Here is a 19076-nt window from a genome sequence, read left to right on the forward strand (position 1 = left end):
CGATGTAAGAATCGCTTTGCTTAATTTGATCTACTGACTAATCACCTAATTAAACAATCAGCTTCAGAATAAAATCAAAAAGACCAAAAAATAAAAGGTCGCCTAAATAGTTTTTAGACGACCTCTTTTTTTACATCTATAATTTAGGTTTTATCGAACCACAATTTTACTTGTTTGGGCTCCTCCTTTTTCATTTTTGAATTGAACAATATAAGTTTGCGCATTTAAATCTGAAACATTTATTACCTGACGGCCTATAGCAAGTTGCGTTTGTTTTACAACTCTTCCTTGTATGTCATACATAATCATACTAACCGGTTCGTTTACGTTCAAAACCAATTCACTATTAACCATTGTGGCCTGAATGGTTAAATCTACTTTAGAATTGCTGTTAACGCCCAATGTTGGATTGTATCTATAGGTGAAGGTTAGAGGCGTGCCTATTTCAATAGTACCAGCGGCATCAGAATATTGACGAAAAGCAAAAACAAATTCAACATTGTCAACTCCATTTCCTGGATCATCACTGAAAAAGTGATTTCCTAGCGCTGTGGTTTCGCCAATACCAATGGTAAGAGCTCCTTCATTTGATGGAGGAACTGTATCACCGGCAAGAAGATTATTATAACAAAGGCCATAGCACAGTTGCTCGAACTCTCCATTTGTAGAATTGGATTCTGCTAGATATTCTATTCTTGTATAAATTTCCTGAGATCCGTTATCGTTTGTTACGTAAAACTCATAAGAAGCATCTGGATACACAAAAGTTCCAAATTCCATAACGTCGCCTTCATTCAGGACGGTGCCTGATCTATCTGTAACCGTATATTGGGCATTTGTTAAGGCAACTGAACCCATTACACTCAAAAGAAGTAATTTAAATTTCATTGTTTTTAGTTTTAGGATTAATGTGAAAATTGTTACTGAGTGTAACAAAAGTAAACATAATAATTAAAAATCTTTATCTCCAGAGTCTTTCCATTTCAGATATTTAACATTTTCAAACCTAGTATAATTAAGAAAAAATTGTTAAACTTGAAAATAATTAATGGTAAAACGAATAAATTCTTAATATAAGCTCTCAAAAAATGAAATATTGGAAGCTTATTCGAAATTTTAACATTGAAATGTCAAAGTTTTGCTTTTCAGGCTTCTAATAATAAATTATAAAAAAGTACATTTGTAGCTTTACTTAATTTTCACAACATAAAAAACTAAAAAATCATGTTTAAAAAACTACTTCTAAGCTTAGTTTTTGCATTGTTTGCCTTTGTTACTTATGGACAAACAATCGTATCAACTTCCCCCGAAAACAAAAATGTCGTCCTTGAAGAATTTACGGGAATCAAATGTGTTTATTGTCCATCCGGACACGCAATTGCAAAAACTATTCAGGATGCTAATCCGGATCGTGTGTCAGTTATAAATATTCACGTGGGCGGCTTTGCCGTTCCAAGTCCTGGCCAACCAGATTTTAGAACTCCGTATGGCGAAGCAATTAAAAACCAATCATATTCAGGTTCAGGTTTTGGCTATCCTTCAGGAACTGTTAACAGACACGTTTTCCCAGGTCGCTCTATGGCTAGTGGAGGAGGAACTGCAATGGGAAGAAATTTCTGGAGCATATCATCAACCGAAACCTTAGCAGTTGGCTCACCTGTAAATGTTGGTGTTGAAGCTGTAATTGATGTGCAGACAAATGTGCTTACAGTTCACGTGGAAGGATATTATACAAGCAATAGCCCGCAAAGTACTAATTTATTGAATGTTGCTTTATTACAAAACAATACTAAAGGACCACAAACTGGTGGTGGACAAGGAAACAATTACAACCACATGCACAGACTTGTAGAGATGATTACTGGGCAGTGGGGAGAAGTTATTAATACCACTACCGCGGGTACGTTTGTTGATCGTACTTTTACTTACACTATTCCTGCAGATTACAATGGTGTACCAACCGAACTTGCAGATATGGAAGTGGTAGCATTTATCAGCAATACACAACAGGAAATACCTAGCGGAAGTCGCGCATATCCTACCTATAGTGGCATAGCAAATGCTAATGATGCAAACGTAAGATACCTTGTTGAGTTGCCTAATACTTGCAGCAATACAATCGCGCCGGAGGTGAATATCCAAAATACGGGTCAAAATACCATAACTACTTTAGAAATAGAATACGTTATTAATGGAGACGTAAATAATTATACATGGACTGGAAGTCTTGAATCACTTCGCAATGAGACCATTGAACTTCCTGAAGTTGCTTTTAACTTACAGGGAAGTAATTTGGTGGAAGTAAGCGTTCCTAATGATGACGATAACGGAAACAATGAAGTTTCACAATCCTTTGATGAAGCAGCTGGAGGTTCAGGTACCGTAAATATGGTCCTAATTACAGATGGATATGGGTCTGAATGCAGATGGTATTTAAGAGATGGAGCAGGAACAAACCTATATAATGGCGGACCTTACGGAAACAACCAAACAATAAACGTAACATTTACGCTGGATGCTGGTTGTTATTCATTTGAAATTCGTGATACATTCGGTGACGATGGTGCTTCCGTAACTTTGACAGATCATCTTGGAAACCAAATATATTTTACTGACGGTACTTATGGTTCCGGTGAAACTACACAGTTTTCAAGTAACGGTATATTGGGTGTTAATGATAACCAACTTAGCGACATCAGTTTATACCCAAACCCTGCAAGTACAGTGCTAAACCTTAAAAACGCTGAAAATGCAAACATTCAAGTATTTGACATATTAGGAAAACTGATTCTTTCACAAGAAAATATTTCTATGGACGAGCAAGTGAGCGTATCCAATCTTGAAAACGGTACTTACTTTATGAAGATTTCAAAGGACAATGCGGTAACCACCAAAAGGTTCTTGATTGCCAACTAAATCAATTTTTATTAAACATTCTATAAAACCCCGATTCGTTCGGGGTTTTTTATTACTTTAAACTGAAAATATAGAACAGTGAAATATATTATTAAAGACGAAAAAATTGTGTTTAAGGACCATTACAAAATGGTTAAGGCCACGATAACCTATGATACATTCAGCGGAAATCAAATCAACACAGAAAGATTGGCTTTTGAAAGAGGTGATTCCGTCGCAATACTTGTTTTGGAAAAAGAGACCCAAAGTATTTTGCTAACAAATCAATTTCGGTACCCATCTTGTAAAAATGGCGAAGGCTGGTTGCTGGAAATACCAGCAGGTTCTTTAGAGGAAAACGAAAACCCCGAAGACTGTATAAAACGGGAAGTCATGGAGGAACTGGGCTATAAGTTAAAAACTGCAGAATTATTAACCACATTTTATACCTCCCCTGGAGCTTCAACAGAACGCATCTTTTTATACTATTCCGAAATTTCAATCAAAGACAAAATTGCAAAAGGCGGCGGAAATACCGAAGAAAACGAAGATATCCAATTGATAAAAATTCCTGTTTCAGAAATAATCTCAATTATTTACGAAATGAAGGATGCCAAAACTATTCTCGCATTGCAGTGGTATTTGATACACAAAATTTCTACTTAAAATTTCAGGCTTTGAAGCTTTAACCTCTATATTTCAAAGGCAAATGCACTACGCTTTTAGTTTCAAAAAAATCTTCTTCAAAATAATCGGCTAAAGGAAAGACAGTGGCTTTGGGATAAAATTTTAATTCTTCAGCCAAATCACCACCCTTCAAGTAGAGTATTCCATTTTTACGCTCGTGCAAGCTTTTTTTGGCAATTTTGCCATTCACCCAATGTACAAAGGTTTCCATTTGAGCCACAGCACGGCTTACGATGAAATCATATTTTCCTGAAACTGTTTCCACACGAGCGTTTGTGGCTTTCACATTTTGCAGCTGCAGCCCAGAAACTACCTCATCAACAACCATTATCTTTTTCCCAATACTATCAACTAAATGAAACTGTACCTCCGGAAACAGTATAGCAAGTGGGATACCGGGAAAACCGCCACCAGTACCCACATCCAGTATTTTTGAACCGGCAAGAAAAGGTTGGATTTTAGCGATTCCAAGCGAGTGAATTACGTGCCTTAGATAAAGTTCGTCAATATCCTTCCGCGAAACCACATTTATCTTTAAATTCCAATTCTCGTAAAGCTCTTGAAGCTGAACAAATTGGGCTTTCTGAAGATCTGTTAAATCCGGAAAATATTTTAATATGAGTTCCATAAGTCAATTTAAGGGGCAAAAGTATGTCATCTTTGGGAAAATTATGATTTTCAACAACTAGATTTCCACAAAAGATAATTATTTTTGTAACTTATACAGTAAAACACTCAGTAAAAAATTCACTTTGACATCTACAAATCTAAATTTCTCGAGAGTTGATAGCGCAAAATTTTTCAGAACACTGAATAAGCGCGTTAACGATTATTTTAAGGATAACAATATTGCGCGAACGGGCAATTGGAAACTACACTTGAAAACCGTAATTATGTTTTCAATCTACCTCACCCCCTATTTTCTAATGCTTACACTAGATTTTCCAGGCTGGGCCCAATTACTCTTCACCATTGTTATGGGTGTGGGGATGGCTGGCGTAGGGATGAACGTGATGCACGATGCAAACCACGGGGCTTATTCCTCTAAAAAATGGGTGAACAAAATAATGGGCAGCAGTATGTATATACTTGCAGGAAATGTTTACAATTGGCAAGTGCAGCACAATGTGTTGCACCATACTTATACTAATATCCACGGTCATGATGAAGATTTGGAAGCTGGAAGAATACTTCGTTTTTCAAAACATTCAAAATGGAACAAAATGCATAAATTCCAACATTGGTACAGTATTTTCTTTTATGGTTTACTAACCTTCAACTGGGTGCTGACCACAGATTTTTTTCAAACTAAAAGATATTTGGCCCGCAAGCTATCTTACGGAAAACTGCCAAAACCAATTACACAATGGAGTATTTTGGTTGTTACCAAATTAATCTACATTTCTCTATGGATTGTTATCCCAATCCTGTTTTTCAACATTGTTTGGTGGAAAATTTTAATAGGATTCTTTATAATGCATTACGTTGCAGGATTGATTTTGAGCATAGTTTTCCAACTTGCACATGTGGTAGAAGATACAGATATACTACTGCCGGATGAAAGTGGCACTATGAAAAATACTTGGGCAATCCATCAGTTGTTCACCACGATGAATTTTTCAACGAACAATAAAATTGTGAATTGGTATACCGGAGGCCTAAACCATCAAGTGGAGCACCACATTTTTCCGAATATTAGCCATATTCACTACAAGAATATTTCAAAAATTGTAAAGAGCACCACCAAAGAATATAACCTGCCTTACAAAGAATATAAAACCACCCGCAAGGCGATTATTGCCCATTTCAGACACTTAAAAGAAATGGGGCTCAAGCCTGCCGTACCCGCACAATAATTATGGATAACAGACTTTCAAAACGAGTGAACGAGATGGCCACCTCGGCCACACTGGCAATGGCTGCCAAAACAAGGGAATTAAAAGAGCAAGGCATAGATATTATTGGCCTAAGCTTGGGTGAACCTGATTTTCCAATACCAGAGTTTATAAAGGATGCCGCCATTCAAGCCATTCAGGATAATTATCATTCCTATACGCCAGTGGATGGTTATGGCGATTTGAAAAACGCAATTATAACCAAATTTAAACGAGACAATAACCTCGAGTACAAGCCTTCGCAAATTGTTGTTTCTACAGGAGCCAAACAATCTTTGGCCAATCTAACAATGGTTCTATTAAATGAAGGCGACGAGGTCTTGCTACCAGCTCCATATTGGGTAAGCTATGCAGACCAATGCAAAGTTGCTGGAGGAATTCCTAAAGAAATTCCAAGTTCAATAGAAACTGATTTTAAAATAACTGCTGAAGCCTTGGAAGCTGCTATCACTCCAAAAACAAAACTTATTATTTACAGTTCTCCCTGCAACCCGAGCGGTTCTGTTTACAGTAAAAAGGAGCTTCGAAAATTAGCCGATGTTTTGGTGAAATATCCGGAGATCATCGTTATAAGTGATGAAATTTACGAACATATCAATTTTACCGGAAGTCATTTCTCAATGGCCGAATTTGAAGATATGTACGATCGTACTGTTGTAGTGAACGGTGTTTCCAAAGCTTTCTCTATGACGGGCTGGCGCATTGGCTACATTGGCGGTCCAGAGTGGATTGCCAAGGCTTGCAACAAAATGCAAGGCCAAGTAACTAGCGGTGCAAACTGTATTGCACAAAGAGCCACCATTACCGCTTTGGAGAATCCACCAAGCAAGATAAAATTTATGGTTGATGCCTTTAAGGAAAGAAGGAAGCTGATATTGAGCTTGCTTTCGGAAATTGAAGGTTTTAAAACCAACAAACCAGAAGGTGCGTTTTATGTGTTTCCAGATATTTCCTATTTCTTCGGAAAAACGCTGCGCGGAAAAAATATAAATACGGCTTCAGATTTTTCATTATATCTTTTGGAAGAAGCCAAAGTTGCCACCGTTACTGGTGAAGCCTTTGGCGATCCAAATTGTATCCGGCTTTCTTATGCTGCTTCGGAAACAGAAATAAAAGAAGCAATGCGAAGGATTAAGGAAGCCTTGAACTAGACAAAGCTTTTTAGAATAACTAAAACGGGATTGATTATAATACATCAATCCCGTTTTCATTTTAGAAATTATCTGTAATTTAGACGCTTATAATTTTTTAACTCAAACAACAAACTTTTAAAATGAAAACTAAAATTACTTTACTAATCTTTTTCTTTGCACTATGCCTTGGAGTACAAGCACAGGAAAAAACAAAAGCAACTTATATTGGTACGGTGGGCTCAATGGTTCACGTTCCTTCAATAGCCTCACAGACCAATTTAGCTCCAGCAAGGGTTAAGGAACAAGTTATGCAAGACGGAAGAGCTTCAAAAAACTTAATTATCCCTGGAAAAGATCCGCAGATTGAAGATGATTATTTCAAAAGAAACCCAAACAAAATGGAGCAAGTTCTTAGCGGAAGAGCTCCCTCTTTAGTTTTTGATGCGGCTCAGTCAAGCTCACAACCTACAGATCCTTCCATTGGTGTAGGGCCTAACCATGCTGTAGTAGTATTCAACACCGGATTTAGAATCTTTGATAAAAGTGGAAACCCACTAACCGGTCAAGTTAGTCCAAACCCAACAATTTTTCCAAATGGAGGCTGTTGCGATCTTACCATTTCTTACGACAATGCTGCTGATAGATTTGTAATGACCTTTCTTGGAAACGGTGCACAAATAGCAATTTCTGACGGTCCAGACCCAGTAAACGACGGTTGGTATGTTTATACTATTCCTCAAATTAACGATTACCAAAAGCTTTCAGTTTGGAGTGACGGCTATTACATGACAGAGAATACTGGTAGTACCAATAAAATTTACGCCATGGAAAGAACCAAGATGCTGGCTGGTGATCCAACAGCACAAATAATTGGCTTTCCACTTCCTGGAATTGTAACCAGTGGTTTTTATAGCCCACAAGCTTTAAACGTAACCAATAACAATCTTCCTGCTTCGGGAGACTTGCCTATTATTTATTTACAGGATGATGCTTGGTCCGGAGTTTCTCAGGATCACTTTAAATTGTGGACCGTAGATGTGAACTGGGTGACTCCAGGAAGTTCTACCATTTCAGCACCTACTGAATTTATAACCACTCCTTTCATTTCAGTATTTGACGGTGGAAGTTTCTCGAATTTATCGCAACCAGGCGGTGGCGCTGATATTGATGCGCTCCAAGCTACTATTATGAACCAGGCTCAGTTCAGGAAATTTAGCGGGCACAATTCGGCCGTATTCAATTTTGTGGTTGACACCGATGCATCTGGAGGTGAACGTGCAGGAGTACGTTGGTTCGAACTTCGTCAATCTGCAGATGGACAGCCTTGGTCTATTTATCAAGAAGGTACTTATACTTCTCCTGACGGAAAACATGCTTGGCATGCAAGTATGATGATGGATGTACAAGGAAATATTGGAATGGGTTATACCTCAATGGCAGGGCCAACAACTCCAGACCCAACCACTAAAAGAGTTAGTTCATATTATACCGGACGATACGCAAGCGATCCTTTAAACACTATGACAATTGCCGAGGAGTTAATAGCTCCCGGAAACCAGAATATTCCGGGTTTACGTTATGGCGATTACAGTAAAATTGATTTAGATCCTGCTAACGATAAACAATTCTGGTTCATAAACGAATATATGAACAACGGAAGAAAAGATGTTGTGGGTGTATTTCAAATTGCCCCAAACTTCAACAATGATGTTGGCGTTGTAAGCATTGACGCTCCGGTAACAGGTACACTTTCCAATAGTGAAGCTGTAACGGTTACTATTTTCAATTATGGACAGAACAGCGCTTCAAATATTCCAGTAACCTTTCAAGTGGATGGCGGAGCTGTTATTTCAGAAACATTTACGGGCACTATCGCCTCTGCTGCAACAGCTCAGTATACATTTACTGCTACTGCAAACTTGGGCACTGTGGGGCAAACATATACTATTGTTTCAGAAACTAATCTGGCAGGTGATGAAGATACTTCAAACGATGCCCGGACTAAAACAGTAACTTATTTGGAGCCAAACGACATTGGTGTTAGTGCAATAACTTCACCCGTTTCTGGAATCGACTTAAACGGTACTGAAAATATTACAGTTACAGTCACAAATTTTGGTGGTGAACCACAATCAAATTTTGATGTTTCCTATGATTTGGATGGCACAGTGGTAACAGAAATATTTGTTGGTCCTTTGGTAGCAAACTCTACAGCATCCTACACCTTTACACAGACTGGAGATTTTTCTGCAATTGGAAGTTATACCTTGACCGCCACCACTTCCTTGCCTGGTGATAGTGATACGTCTAATGATTCCACTACTGTAATAATAGCACATCAAAACTGCCAACCTGTTGGAGATTGTTCTTTCGGTGATGGTTTGCAACTTTTCAGTGTTACAGATATAAACAATCCATCAGCTTGCGAGGGTTACGGAGACTTTACCAACCTTGTTGCTGGAATGGAGCCAGACTCTACTAACGACTTGACAATAACCACAGGTTATGGAGATCAGTATATTCGTGTTTGGATTGATTTTAATGATGACTTTGTTTTCACAAATGATGAAACCGTTGTAAACAATGTAGTGATTGCTGCCGGTCAAGGCGGTGGAACGTACACTATAACAACAGATTTAGTTGTTCCCGCGGGAGCAGCCATAGGTCAACATTTAATGCGTGCCAAAACAAACTGGCAAGGTCCGGTGCCCGATGATGCCTGTGAGGAAACTACCTTTGGTGAAACAGAAGATTATTCTGCACAGATTGGAACCGCTGGCATTACTGATTCTATTTTTGACGAAAACGGCCTAACAGTTCTAACTTTAGAAAACAACAACTTTGATGTTAGTTTAAAAACAATTAATTATTCTGCATCAATGAATCTGTCTGTTTACAATACGCTTGGCCAAAGATTATTGTTCAGAAAATTGGAGAATAATGGAAACGGATACAACTACAAGTTAGATATGAGCTACGTGGCCAAAGGAGTCTATTTGGTTCGTGTTGGCAATAAGGACAACGGAAGAGTTAAACGGATCATCGTAAAATAATTTCAAATAAATATTAATTTAGAATACCCAAAGTACAAATTGTACTTTGGGTATTTTCATGAAATCTATTCCCGTATTTTTACAAAAACTCATAGAATGGCCAAAATTTTATTATTGGGAAGCGGAGAACTAGGCAAGGAATTTACCATTGCCGCAAAACGAATCGGTCAAACGGTAATAGCCGTGGACAGCTATCCCAACGCACCCGCAGCACAAATGGCTGATTTTTCTGAAGTAATAAATATGCTCGACGGAAATGCTTTGGACGCACTCGTTGAAAAATACAAACCAGACTATATTGTTCCCGAAATTGAAGCCATCCGTACCGAACGTTTTTACGAATACGAAAAGCAAGGTTACACCGTAATTCCGTCTGCGAGAGCGGCAAATTTCACAATGAACCGAAAAGCGATTCGCGATCTTGCTTCAAAAGAGTTAGGATTAAAAACAGCCGCATATCGCTACGCAACCTCTGCCGAAAGTCTGAAGACAGCAGTTTCAGAAATAGGAATGCCCTGCGTAGTAAAACCACTTATGTCTTCCAGCGGAAAAGGCCAAAGCACCATAAAAACAAAAGCAGATATTGAAAAAGCCTGGAAATATTCACAAGACGGATCCCGTGGTGACGTAGCTGAAGTAATAGTTGAAACCTTCGTAAATTTCAATTATGAAATAACACTGCTCACCGTTACCCAGCTCAACGGAAAAACTCTTTTTTGCCCGCCTATCGGACACCATCAGGAACGCGGCGATTATATGGAAAGCTGGCAACCCGCACCTATGAAAACAGATGTTTTAAAAGAAGCACAACAAATGGCCGAAAAAGTTACCACCGCCCTAACTGGCTGCGGAATTTGGGGTGTTGAATTTTTTGTAGCTGACGATAGCGTTTATTTTTCTGAACTTTCACCGAGGCCGCATGATACAGGAATGGCTACGCTTGCAAAAACCCAAAATTTCAATGAATTTGAATTGCACCTCCGCGCAATCTTGGGACTACCAATTGCTGAAATAACGCAGGAGCGCATTGGCGCTAGCGCAGTTATTCTGGCTTCGGAAAATTCCGGAAATCCAACTTTTGAAGGTTTGGAGAAAGTAGCAGCTTCACCAAAAACAGACTTCAGGATTTTTGGCAAACCCACTTCCCGTCCCTACCGAAGAATGGGCGTTGTATTAACGTATGACACATTGGATGGCAACATTTTAGAAGTAACCGAAAAAGCTAAAAAATTGGCTTCCCAAGTGAAAGTGATATCAGGCTAAAGCGAAAATTTTGATAATGTCACCCTGAGCGCAGTCGAAGGGTTGGAACTTAAAATCATCTATTCCTCCAGAAAAAAGGAGTAAGTAGAATAAGTACCGTAAACAATTCCAATCTTCCAATAAGCATCAAGAAACTGGACCACCATTTTGCGGCATCAGGCAGATATGCGTAATTATCCACAGGACCAAGGTCACCAAGCGCAGGCCCCACATTCCCCAAGGTTGAAGCGGCTGCTCCGAGCGCGGTTTTAAAATCCAACCCCAACCAAGAAAAAACCAGCGTCCCAATAATAAAAGAAAGCATATATAGAATAAAGAAACCAAGAATATTGAAAACAATGGGCTGAGGCACTGCTTTCCTATTGTAACGAACAGGTAAAATAGCATGTGGATGTAGCGTTCGCTTAAATTCAAGTATGCCGTTTTTAATCATAATTAGGTGACGCATTATTTTAATTCCACCCGCGGTGGAACCAGCACAACCACCCAAAAACATCATCCCAAAAAAGAAAATTGTCAAAAATGGAGTCCAAAGTGTGTAATCTGCACTCACAAAACCTGTAGTGGTAACAATAGTAAGAACTTGGAAAAGACCATGGCGAACAGCACTCTCAAAGGGGCCCCAAACCATTGGATGCGCTATGCTTGAAAGTGTTGCGTCTGCCTCAAAATAAATTAATAATGCCGCAACTACGGTGAGCCCAATTACAAATATGGTATACATTTTAAATTCTTCGTCTTGAAATACCTTCTGAAATTTGCGTTTGAAAGCGAAATAGCTCAAAACAAAATTGCTTCCCGCCAAAAACATAAATACAATAATGATGTATTGCACCATAGGATTATCATTCCAATAAGCGACACTCGCATTTTTTGTTGAAAATCCGCCTGTGCTCAAGGTTGCCAATGAATGGTTAATCGCGTCAAAGAAACTCATCCCCGCAATTTTCAGTAAAATAGTTTCCGCCACTGTGTAACCTACATAAATAAGCCACAATCTTTTAGCGGTATCCGTAATTCGTGGATGCAGTTTGTCTCCGCCAGGGCCGGGAGCTTCGGCCGCAAAAAGCTGCATGCCGCCAATTCCTAGTAATGGTAAAATTGCAATTGCTAAAACGATGATTCCCATACCGCCAATCCAATGGGTAATACTTCGCCAAAAGAGCACGCCCCGCGGAATACTTTCAATATCAGTTAATATTGAGGCGCCCGTGGTGGTGTAACCACTCATTGTTTCAAAAAAAGCATTGGTAAAACTTGGTATGGCTCCCGTAAAAATATAAGGTAATGTCCCGATAAGTGCCATAAAAATCCAACCAAATGCAACAATAATGTAACCTTCCCGTTTTTGAACTTCTTTTCTGTGGTTTCGCGTCAGCAACATTAGTATTCCCCCCACACCCAACGCAACTGTTCCCGCCAAAATCATTTGCTGAAGTACACCATCTTCGTAATACCAACTTACTATGGAAGACAAAAGCATAAAACCACCATTCACCATGAGCAAAAGACCCATTAAGTGCGAAATGATTTTGTAATTAAGCTTGGAAAGTGAACTCATTATATGAAATGCCGTTTAACATTTTTTTTACCAACCGAAGATGAATGATTGAGGCATTGCATCTTCCGCTTTGTGAAATATTTAATTTAGATGAAAAGTTTTTCCACTTTCCCGATAGATTGCGGAAGGCAGCAAACCACTACCCTATCACCACTTTTAATCTCGAAATCGCCCAAGGCAATTATACCTTCCCCATCTCTAATAACCCCACCAATTATAGCCGAAACAGGAAAATCTAAGTCTTTAATTTTTTTATTGCAAACTTTGGCGTGTGAGGAAACTACAAACTCTAGTAATTCCGCATTCATATTGTTCAGCTTCGTCATTGCTACCACTTCACCTTTACGAACGTAGCGGAAAATATTATTGGCAGCCAAAAGTTTTTTATTGATAAGCGTATCAATACCAATAGAATGCGAAAGTTGAAAATAATCCATATTTTCTACCAAGGCGATTGCTTTTTTAACCCCTTTTGATTTTGCCACTAAGCAAGACATAATATTGGTCTCACTATTTCCAGTAACTGAGATAAAAGCGTCCATATCTTCTATGGATTCTTCAGTTAATAAATCTACATTTCTACCATCGCCGTTAATTACGAGACAGCCGGGAATATCATCTGCTATTTCAAAAGCTTTGTCTTTGCTACTTTCAATTAGCTTTACATTAAAATTACTCTTGCAAAGATCTTTTGCAGTTTTGTAACCAATTTTACTTCCACCGAGAATCATTACGTTTTTAATTTCCTGCCGAACCTTTCCAGTAAGTTTGAAAATTTGTTCCAAACCATTTTTACAGGTGGTGAAGTAAACTTGATCTCCTTCCTTAAACTGCGTATCGCCACGCGGAATAATTGTGTACTGCGTCCCGTAACGTTGTAGAGCAATGGGTACATAGCGCAATTCTGGATTCAGTTTTGCCACTTCTTTTACAGATTTACCCACAAAAGCCGAAGTTCGGGACAAACTAAGTCCAATCATTGTTAAGGCGCCATTTTCAAATTCATAGGTATCGTTGAAGGCACTTTGGCCAAGCAGAAGTTCAATTTCATTTGCAGCTAGAGATTCCGGTGAAATAAGCTCGTCGATCCCAAATTTTTTAAACCCTACTTCATCTTTTCTGTCAATAAATTCAGTATTGGAAATACGTGCGATAGTACGTTTAGCTCCCAATTGTTTGGCCAGTACACAAACGGTTATATTAGTAGTTTCGCTGGAAGTTACCGCAATTACAAGGTCGGTGTCGTTTACACGACTATCCTGAAGTACCGAAATAGAAGTAGCATCGCCACGAACTACGCGAATGTCCAAATGCGTGTCAGCGTTGGCCAGTGAGTCGCGATTTGTATCAATAAGTGTAATGTCTTGCGATTCAAAAGAAAGTAATTTTGCAAGGTGGAACCCAACTTCGCCGGCACCGGCAATGATAATCTTCATTAAGGCTGAATTTAATTCTTAAAAATAAATTTACAGGAATTTTCCGCAAGTAAATCTATCATAATTATTTACGGAGACAAAGATATAGAAATAAAAGGCATTGATTGTTAAATACTCTTTGCTGCATAATTCTTTACCAAAGTTTGAAACTTCAACAAAATTAACAGCACCTCTCAAAAAATATGTAGTTTTGCAAGCGCAATTTTATGGAAAAGAAAATAACACCTTATAAAGATTCTTCGGAAGGAAAAAAGAAGCAGGTTGAACAGATGTTCGATACTATTTCTGAAAATTATGACGGGCTCAACCGTATAATTTCCTTGGGTTCCGATATTAAATGGCGAAAAAACGTCATTAAGATGGTTGCTGAAAAAAATCCAAAAACCATTCTGGACATTGCCACTGGCACGGGCGATCTTGCCATTCAGTTTGCCGAAAAAACTTCCGCAGAAAAAATTGTTGGTTTGGATATTTCTGACGGAATGCTTTCCGTAGCACGCAAAAAGATTTTGGGAAAGGAAATTTCAGAAAAAATTGAATTTGTGCAAGCAGACTCTGAAGCCTTACCGTTTGAAGACAACTCTTTCGACGCCATTACCGTTTCTTTCGGAATCAGAAATTTTGAAAATCTGGAAAAAGGTCTTTCCGAGATTCTTCGCGTACTGAAAAAAGGAGGCATTTTTGTGATTTTGGAAACTTCGGTACCCACAAAATTTCCTTTCAAGCAGGGTTATTATATTTACTCAAAAAATATTCTTCCGCTTATTGGCAAAGTTTTTTCAAAAGACAAAGTAGCGTACAAATATTTAAGCGAAAGCGCCTCGGTATTTCCGCACGGTGAAAAGCTCAACAATATTTTGCGCAAAATTGGGTTTAATGAAGTGAAGAATAAACCACAAACTTTCGGTGTGGCAACCATCTATAATGCTACTAAATAATTTATGAAGAAGCTATTTTTTGTACTGGCCGTTTTATGTATCGCAAACAGCGCGAATGCGCAATGGTTTTTCAATAATGAGCGTATTGCAAATTTGGAAAATTTCGATAAAAAACGTTTTTCTTACGGCTATTTTTTGGGATTCAACAGTTATGATTTTAAAATTGATTATATAGATCAATATGCTGATGACAATACAGATATTCAGGTGGAGCGTTCCACAGGTTTCAATGTTGGGCTCGTTGGCGATATGCGGATCAATGAGTATTTAAACCTGCGTTTGGAACCAGGTTTATATTTTACACAACGGAATCTTACCTTTCCTGGATTTTCAGAACCTAGAGATTTTTTGCGCGAGGTGAAATCTACCTATATTCACGTGCCGTTGTTGCTTAAAGTTTCCACAAAGCGCTTAAACAATATAAAACCATTTATTATTGGCGGTGTTTCCACCTCTCTCAACCTTTCCAGTAATGAGGCAAACCCGGAAGACAATGAGCAGGGAAAATTCCGGATGACAAAGGGCACCAATTATTATGAGCTTGGTTTTGGGATAGATTTCTATCTCTATTTCTTCAAATTTACACCTTCCATTCGTGGGGTTTTTGCGTTGAATGATGAATTGGTTCGCGATGACGACCCTAATAGTCCATGGACCGGAAATATCGACAAGCTTTCCACACGTGGAATTTTTGTAAACTTTACATTTCAGTAGACCTTCTAAATTCGCTTAAAAGAATAGCGGTAGCAGTAGCAACGTTAAGACTTTCTGTTTTTTGAATTTTTCCGAAACGGGGAATCGTAATTTTATGGGTTATTGTTTTGATTATCTCTTCTGAAATACCGTTGGCCTCATTGCCCATTACCATTATGCCCTCTTTGGGAAGTTTTGCAGAGTAGATATTTTCCCCTTCCATAAATCCGCCATAAATAGGCAAAGTAGTCTTTTCGAAATATTCAGAAAGCGACAAATAATGAACTTGCACACGCGCCAAAGAACCCATTGTTGCTTGTACTACCTTTGGGTTAAAACAATCTGCGGTATCTTGAGAACAAATTAATTGCTGCACCCCAAACCAGTCACAAAGGCGAATAATGGTTCCCAGATTTCCGGGATCGCGCACAGCGTCCAAAGCCAGGATCAAACCCAAGTCTTTTAAAGGTTTTGTTTTGGGAATTTCAAAAAGAGCCAATGAAGTGTTTGCTGTTTTCAGGAAACTTATTTTTTTGAGTTCCGTTTCGGTAACCAGAAAATGGTTTACAGCCGTAATTTCTGAAGTATCGGTTGAAAAAAAAGAGTGGAACTTAAAACCTCCGTCCAACAATTCAGATATTACTTTTGGACCTTCGGCTACAAAAAGACCGCTTTGGGTGCGGTACTTTTTTTGTTGCAGACTCGTTATTAATTTTGTTTGACTTTTGCTGACCAAATTATAGTATTTTTGAATTCGAATAAAAATGTACACTTGAAGCGCGATCTCACAAAAATATCACTATTTATAGTATTTATCAGTCTGTTTTTTTCGTGCAATGCTGTAAAGAGAGTTCCGGATGGCGAGTATCTACTTACCGAGAATATTATTTTGGTGGATAGCGTTAAGATTAAGAATGCGGGTGTTTACAGCCAGCTGGCACAAAAGCCAAATACTTCCATTCCGTTAATTGGAATACCGTTGAGTTTGCACATTTATAATTTAGCAGACCCGCAACCAGACTCTACCTATTACCGATGGCTTCACAAAAACCCCAAACGCGAGGAGCGGCTTATTAGTCTTCTTTCCAAAAAGCAAGTTGAGCAAATAGGCAACAGTTATGTGGGTATAAACGAATGGCTTCAAAAATCTGGCGATGCCCCTGCAATTGTGAGTGAGCAAAAAATTGAAAAATCTATGGTAAGGCTAAAACGCTGGTATGCCAGTTATGGATATTTTAATGACGAAGTAGATTATAAAATTGAACCCAGTGACAAAAAGAAGAAACGCGCAAAAGTGACCTACTTGGTTAAAAAACGCCAGCCTTATTTTGTGGGTGATTCTATTACTGAAAAGATAAGTTCGCCAGTTGTAGATTCTCTTTATCAACGCTCAAAAGGCAGATCATTTATCGTTCCCGGGAAGCAATATGCCGCAAATGATCTCGTAAACGAACGCGATAGGCTTACCATTCAATTTAGAAATTCTGGACTTTATCACTTTGAACAGGAATATGTAGGTTTCGAAGCAGACACTGTGAATACCGATCACAAAGCAAACATTACATATATTATACCCAATCGGAAAATTACCCAGGGCGACAGCACTTATACCGAGCCGTTTAAGGTGCACAGCATCAAAGAAGTCAGGATTGTGACAGATTATTCTTATGACAATCGCAACAAAACTTTCCAAGATTCAATAAGTTATAACGGTTATAAGCTGTTCAGCTATGGCAAGATGCGATTTCGCCCAAAAGCGATTGCTGATGCAATTTCAATAACACCCGGGAAAATTTATAAAGACATTGATCGTAAGCTCACTTACAATCAAATTAGCGATTTGCGAATTTTTAAATATCCGAATATTAATTACTCAGAAATTGCAACAGATACTACCGGCAGCTTACTTAACGCAACTATTCTTCTAAGCCCGCGCGACCGCTTTACGCTTGGGGTAGATTTTGACGCCTATACCTCCACCATTCAGCAGTTCGGGATCAGCTTCAGCGGAAATATGATTTTTCGAAATATCTTTCGCGGTGCGGAAATCCTTGAAATTTCTGGCCGAGGAAGTCTTGGTTCCTCAAAGGACGCAGCAGATAGTGAAAGCAGTTTTTTCAATATTTCAGAATTTGGTGCAGATGTTAAGCTAACTTTTCCGCGGATAATCTTTCCTTTAAATACTGAAAAATTAATTCCAAAATATATGTCGCCTTCTACAAGCATCAGCTTGGGAGCGAGCATCCAAAACAACATTGGCTTAGATAGGCAAACCATCAATGGAATCTATAATTACCGATGGAAACCCTCAAAAATTCTTACCTATCAAATAGATTTATTGAACCTTCAATATGTAAGAAACTTAAATGTTGAAAATTACTACAACGTTTATAAAAGTTCTTATATCCGCCTTAATGAAATAGCGCAAAATTTGGGTTATGATTTCAACGATTCATCTACCAATCCAAAACTTGAAATTCCAGGTGAAACAGAACAATTTTTATTTGACGTTTTACAGGAAAATATTGCTGCAGATTCCGATACTTTTGACGAAGTTTTAAGTATTGCCGAACGCGAAGTTCGTTTAACCGAGAACAATTTGATTTTTGCATCAAACGTTACTTTAACCCGGGATACGCGGGAAAACATAAACGACAACAATTTTTCGCGTTTGCGCTTTAAGGTTGAATCTGCAGGAAATGTGCTTTCGGGAATTTCCAGTCTCGCCAATTTGCAAAAAGACAATAACGGAAACTATGAAACCTTGGGCGTTGTTTACTCACAATACATAAAAACGGAAGCCGAATACATAAAACACTGGGACGTAGACAGTAAAAATATAATCGCTGTACGCGCCTTTGGTGGTATTGCCATTCCTTATGGAAACAGTAATAGCATTCCTTTTACCCGAAGCTATTTTGCGGGTGGCACAAATGACAATCGCGGTTGGAGGGCTTATGATCTTGGCCCGGGAAGCAGTGGCAGTGTTTTGGATTTCAACGACGCGAACTTCAAGCTCGCCTTTAACGCAGAGTATCGGTTTACCATTTTGGGTGCTTTTAAAGGAGCTTTATTTGTGGATGCGGGTAACATTTGGAACGTCTTAGACGATATAAACAGACCCTCGTTTACGTTTGACGGAATTGCAGATTTAAAGGAAATTGCCGTTGCCTCTGGAGTTGGACTTCGGTACGACTTTGGTTTTTTTGTGTTTAGATTTGATGTAGGTTTTAAAACCCACAACCCAGGAAAACCTGTGGGCGAGCGATGGTTTACAGATTATAATTTCCGTGAGGCTGTTTACAACATAGGTATTAACTATCCATTCTAAACCATATAAATTTGTTACTTTTGTTTGCTGAAAAATAGTTGTCGGTTGTCGGTTGTCGGTTGTCGGTTGTCGGTTGTCGGTTGTCGGTTGTCGGTTGTCGGTTGTCGGTTGTCGGTTGTCGGTTGTCGGTTGTCGATTTTCGGTAAAAGTATTCACCATTAACAAATAACAATTAACATATAGCGATTAAC

General features: G+C 38.6%; 14 protein-coding genes. 9 read left to right on the forward strand and 5 right to left on the reverse strand.

The window, feature by feature from the left end; all coding sequences use genetic code 11:
- Positions 1-150 precede the first annotated feature (150 nt).
- Positions 151-888, reverse strand: coding sequence for a T9SS type A sorting domain-containing protein (locus ESV24_RS04660; protein WP_111814917.1), 738 nt, complete (start codon positions 886-888; stop codon positions 151-153).
- Between the two features lie 336 nt (positions 889-1224).
- On the opposite strand from ESV24_RS04660, the gene ESV24_RS04665 reads away from it, so the two are divergent.
- Both ESV24_RS04665 and ESV24_RS04670 read left to right on the forward strand, forming a co-directional pair.
- A complete protein-coding gene (locus ESV24_RS04665; RefSeq protein WP_111814915.1) occupies positions 1225-2916 on the forward strand; it encodes a T9SS type A sorting domain-containing protein in 1692 nt (563 codons plus the stop codon).
- 78 nt (positions 2917-2994) lie between these two features.
- Positions 2995-3561: an NUDIX domain-containing protein gene (locus ESV24_RS04670; protein WP_111814913.1), complete on the forward strand. Its 567-nt coding sequence runs from the start codon at positions 2995-2997 to the stop codon at positions 3559-3561.
- A 19-nt stretch (positions 3562-3580) separates the two neighbouring features.
- Here ESV24_RS04670 and rsmG read toward each other — a convergent pair whose 3' ends face one another.
- The gene (gene rsmG / locus ESV24_RS04675; protein WP_111814911.1) at positions 3581-4210 is read right to left on the reverse strand and encodes a 16S rRNA (guanine(527)-N(7))-methyltransferase RsmG; all 630 of its coding nucleotides are present in this window, start codon (positions 4208-4210) and stop codon (positions 3581-3583) included.
- A 124-nt stretch (positions 4211-4334) separates the two neighbouring features.
- Between rsmG and ESV24_RS04680 the strand changes: the two genes are divergently transcribed.
- From ESV24_RS04680 to purT, 4 genes are all read left to right on the forward strand, one after another.
- Positions 4335-5438 carry a fatty acid desaturase family protein gene (locus tag ESV24_RS04680; protein WP_111814909.1) on the forward strand — a complete coding sequence of 368 codons (1104 nt, stop codon included), beginning with the start codon at positions 4335-4337 and terminating at the stop codon, positions 5436-5438.
- A 2-nt stretch (positions 5439-5440) separates the two neighbouring features.
- Complete coding sequence (locus ESV24_RS04685) at positions 5441-6628, forward strand: pyridoxal phosphate-dependent aminotransferase (RefSeq protein ID WP_111814908.1); 1188 nt, start codon at positions 5441-5443, stop codon at positions 6626-6628.
- Positions 6629-6750: 122 nt separating this feature from the next.
- Entirely contained in the window at positions 6751-9663 is a 2913-nt protein-coding gene (locus tag ESV24_RS04690) for a GEVED domain-containing protein (RefSeq protein WP_111814906.1), read from the forward strand.
- Between the two features lie 96 nt (positions 9664-9759).
- A complete protein-coding gene (gene purT / locus ESV24_RS04695) occupies positions 9760-10926 on the forward strand; it encodes a formate-dependent phosphoribosylglycinamide formyltransferase (protein WP_111814904.1) in 1167 nt (388 codons plus the stop codon).
- 55 nt (positions 10927-10981) lie between these two features.
- Here purT and ESV24_RS04700 read toward each other — a convergent pair whose 3' ends face one another.
- Complete coding sequence (locus ESV24_RS04700; protein WP_111814902.1) at positions 10982-12487, reverse strand: TrkH family potassium uptake protein; 1506 nt, start codon at positions 12485-12487, stop codon at positions 10982-10984.
- Positions 12488-12573: 86 nt separating this feature from the next.
- Positions 12574-13923, reverse strand: a complete 1350-nt coding sequence (gene trkA / locus ESV24_RS04705) for a Trk system potassium transporter TrkA (protein ID WP_111814900.1) — start codon at positions 13921-13923, stop codon at positions 12574-12576.
- A 206-nt stretch (positions 13924-14129) separates the two neighbouring features.
- Here trkA and ubiE point away from each other — a divergent pair, with 206 nt between their 5' ends.
- Positions 14130-14861 (forward strand): bifunctional demethylmenaquinone methyltransferase/2-methoxy-6-polyprenyl-1,4-benzoquinol methylase UbiE, encoded by a 732-nt coding sequence (gene ubiE, locus ESV24_RS04710; protein ID WP_111814898.1) that lies wholly within the window; start codon positions 14130-14132, stop codon positions 14859-14861.
- A gap of 3 nt (positions 14862-14864) precedes the next feature.
- Positions 14865-15575 carry a type IX secretion/gliding motility protein PorT/SprT gene (gene porT, locus ESV24_RS04715; RefSeq protein ID WP_111814896.1) on the forward strand — a complete coding sequence of 237 codons (711 nt, stop codon included), beginning with the start codon at positions 14865-14867 and terminating at the stop codon, positions 15573-15575.
- Here porT and ESV24_RS04720 read toward each other — a convergent pair.
- Positions 15562-16290 (reverse strand): RNA methyltransferase, encoded by a 729-nt coding sequence (locus tag ESV24_RS04720; protein WP_111814990.1) that lies wholly within the window; start codon positions 16288-16290, stop codon positions 15562-15564. The two genes, porT and ESV24_RS04720, sit on opposite strands and share 14 nt — an antisense overlap.
- A 36-nt stretch (positions 16291-16326) precedes the next feature.
- Here ESV24_RS04720 and tamL point away from each other — a divergent pair, with 36 nt between their 5' ends.
- Complete coding sequence (gene tamL / locus ESV24_RS04725) at positions 16327-18885, forward strand: translocation and assembly module lipoprotein TamL (protein WP_111814894.1); 2559 nt, start codon at positions 16327-16329, stop codon at positions 18883-18885.
- The last annotated feature ends 191 nt before the right edge of the window (positions 18886-19076 follow it).

The organism is Aequorivita lipolytica, assembly GCF_007997135.1.
Lineage (GTDB): Bacteria > Bacteroidota > Bacteroidia > Flavobacteriales > Flavobacteriaceae > Aequorivita > Aequorivita lipolytica.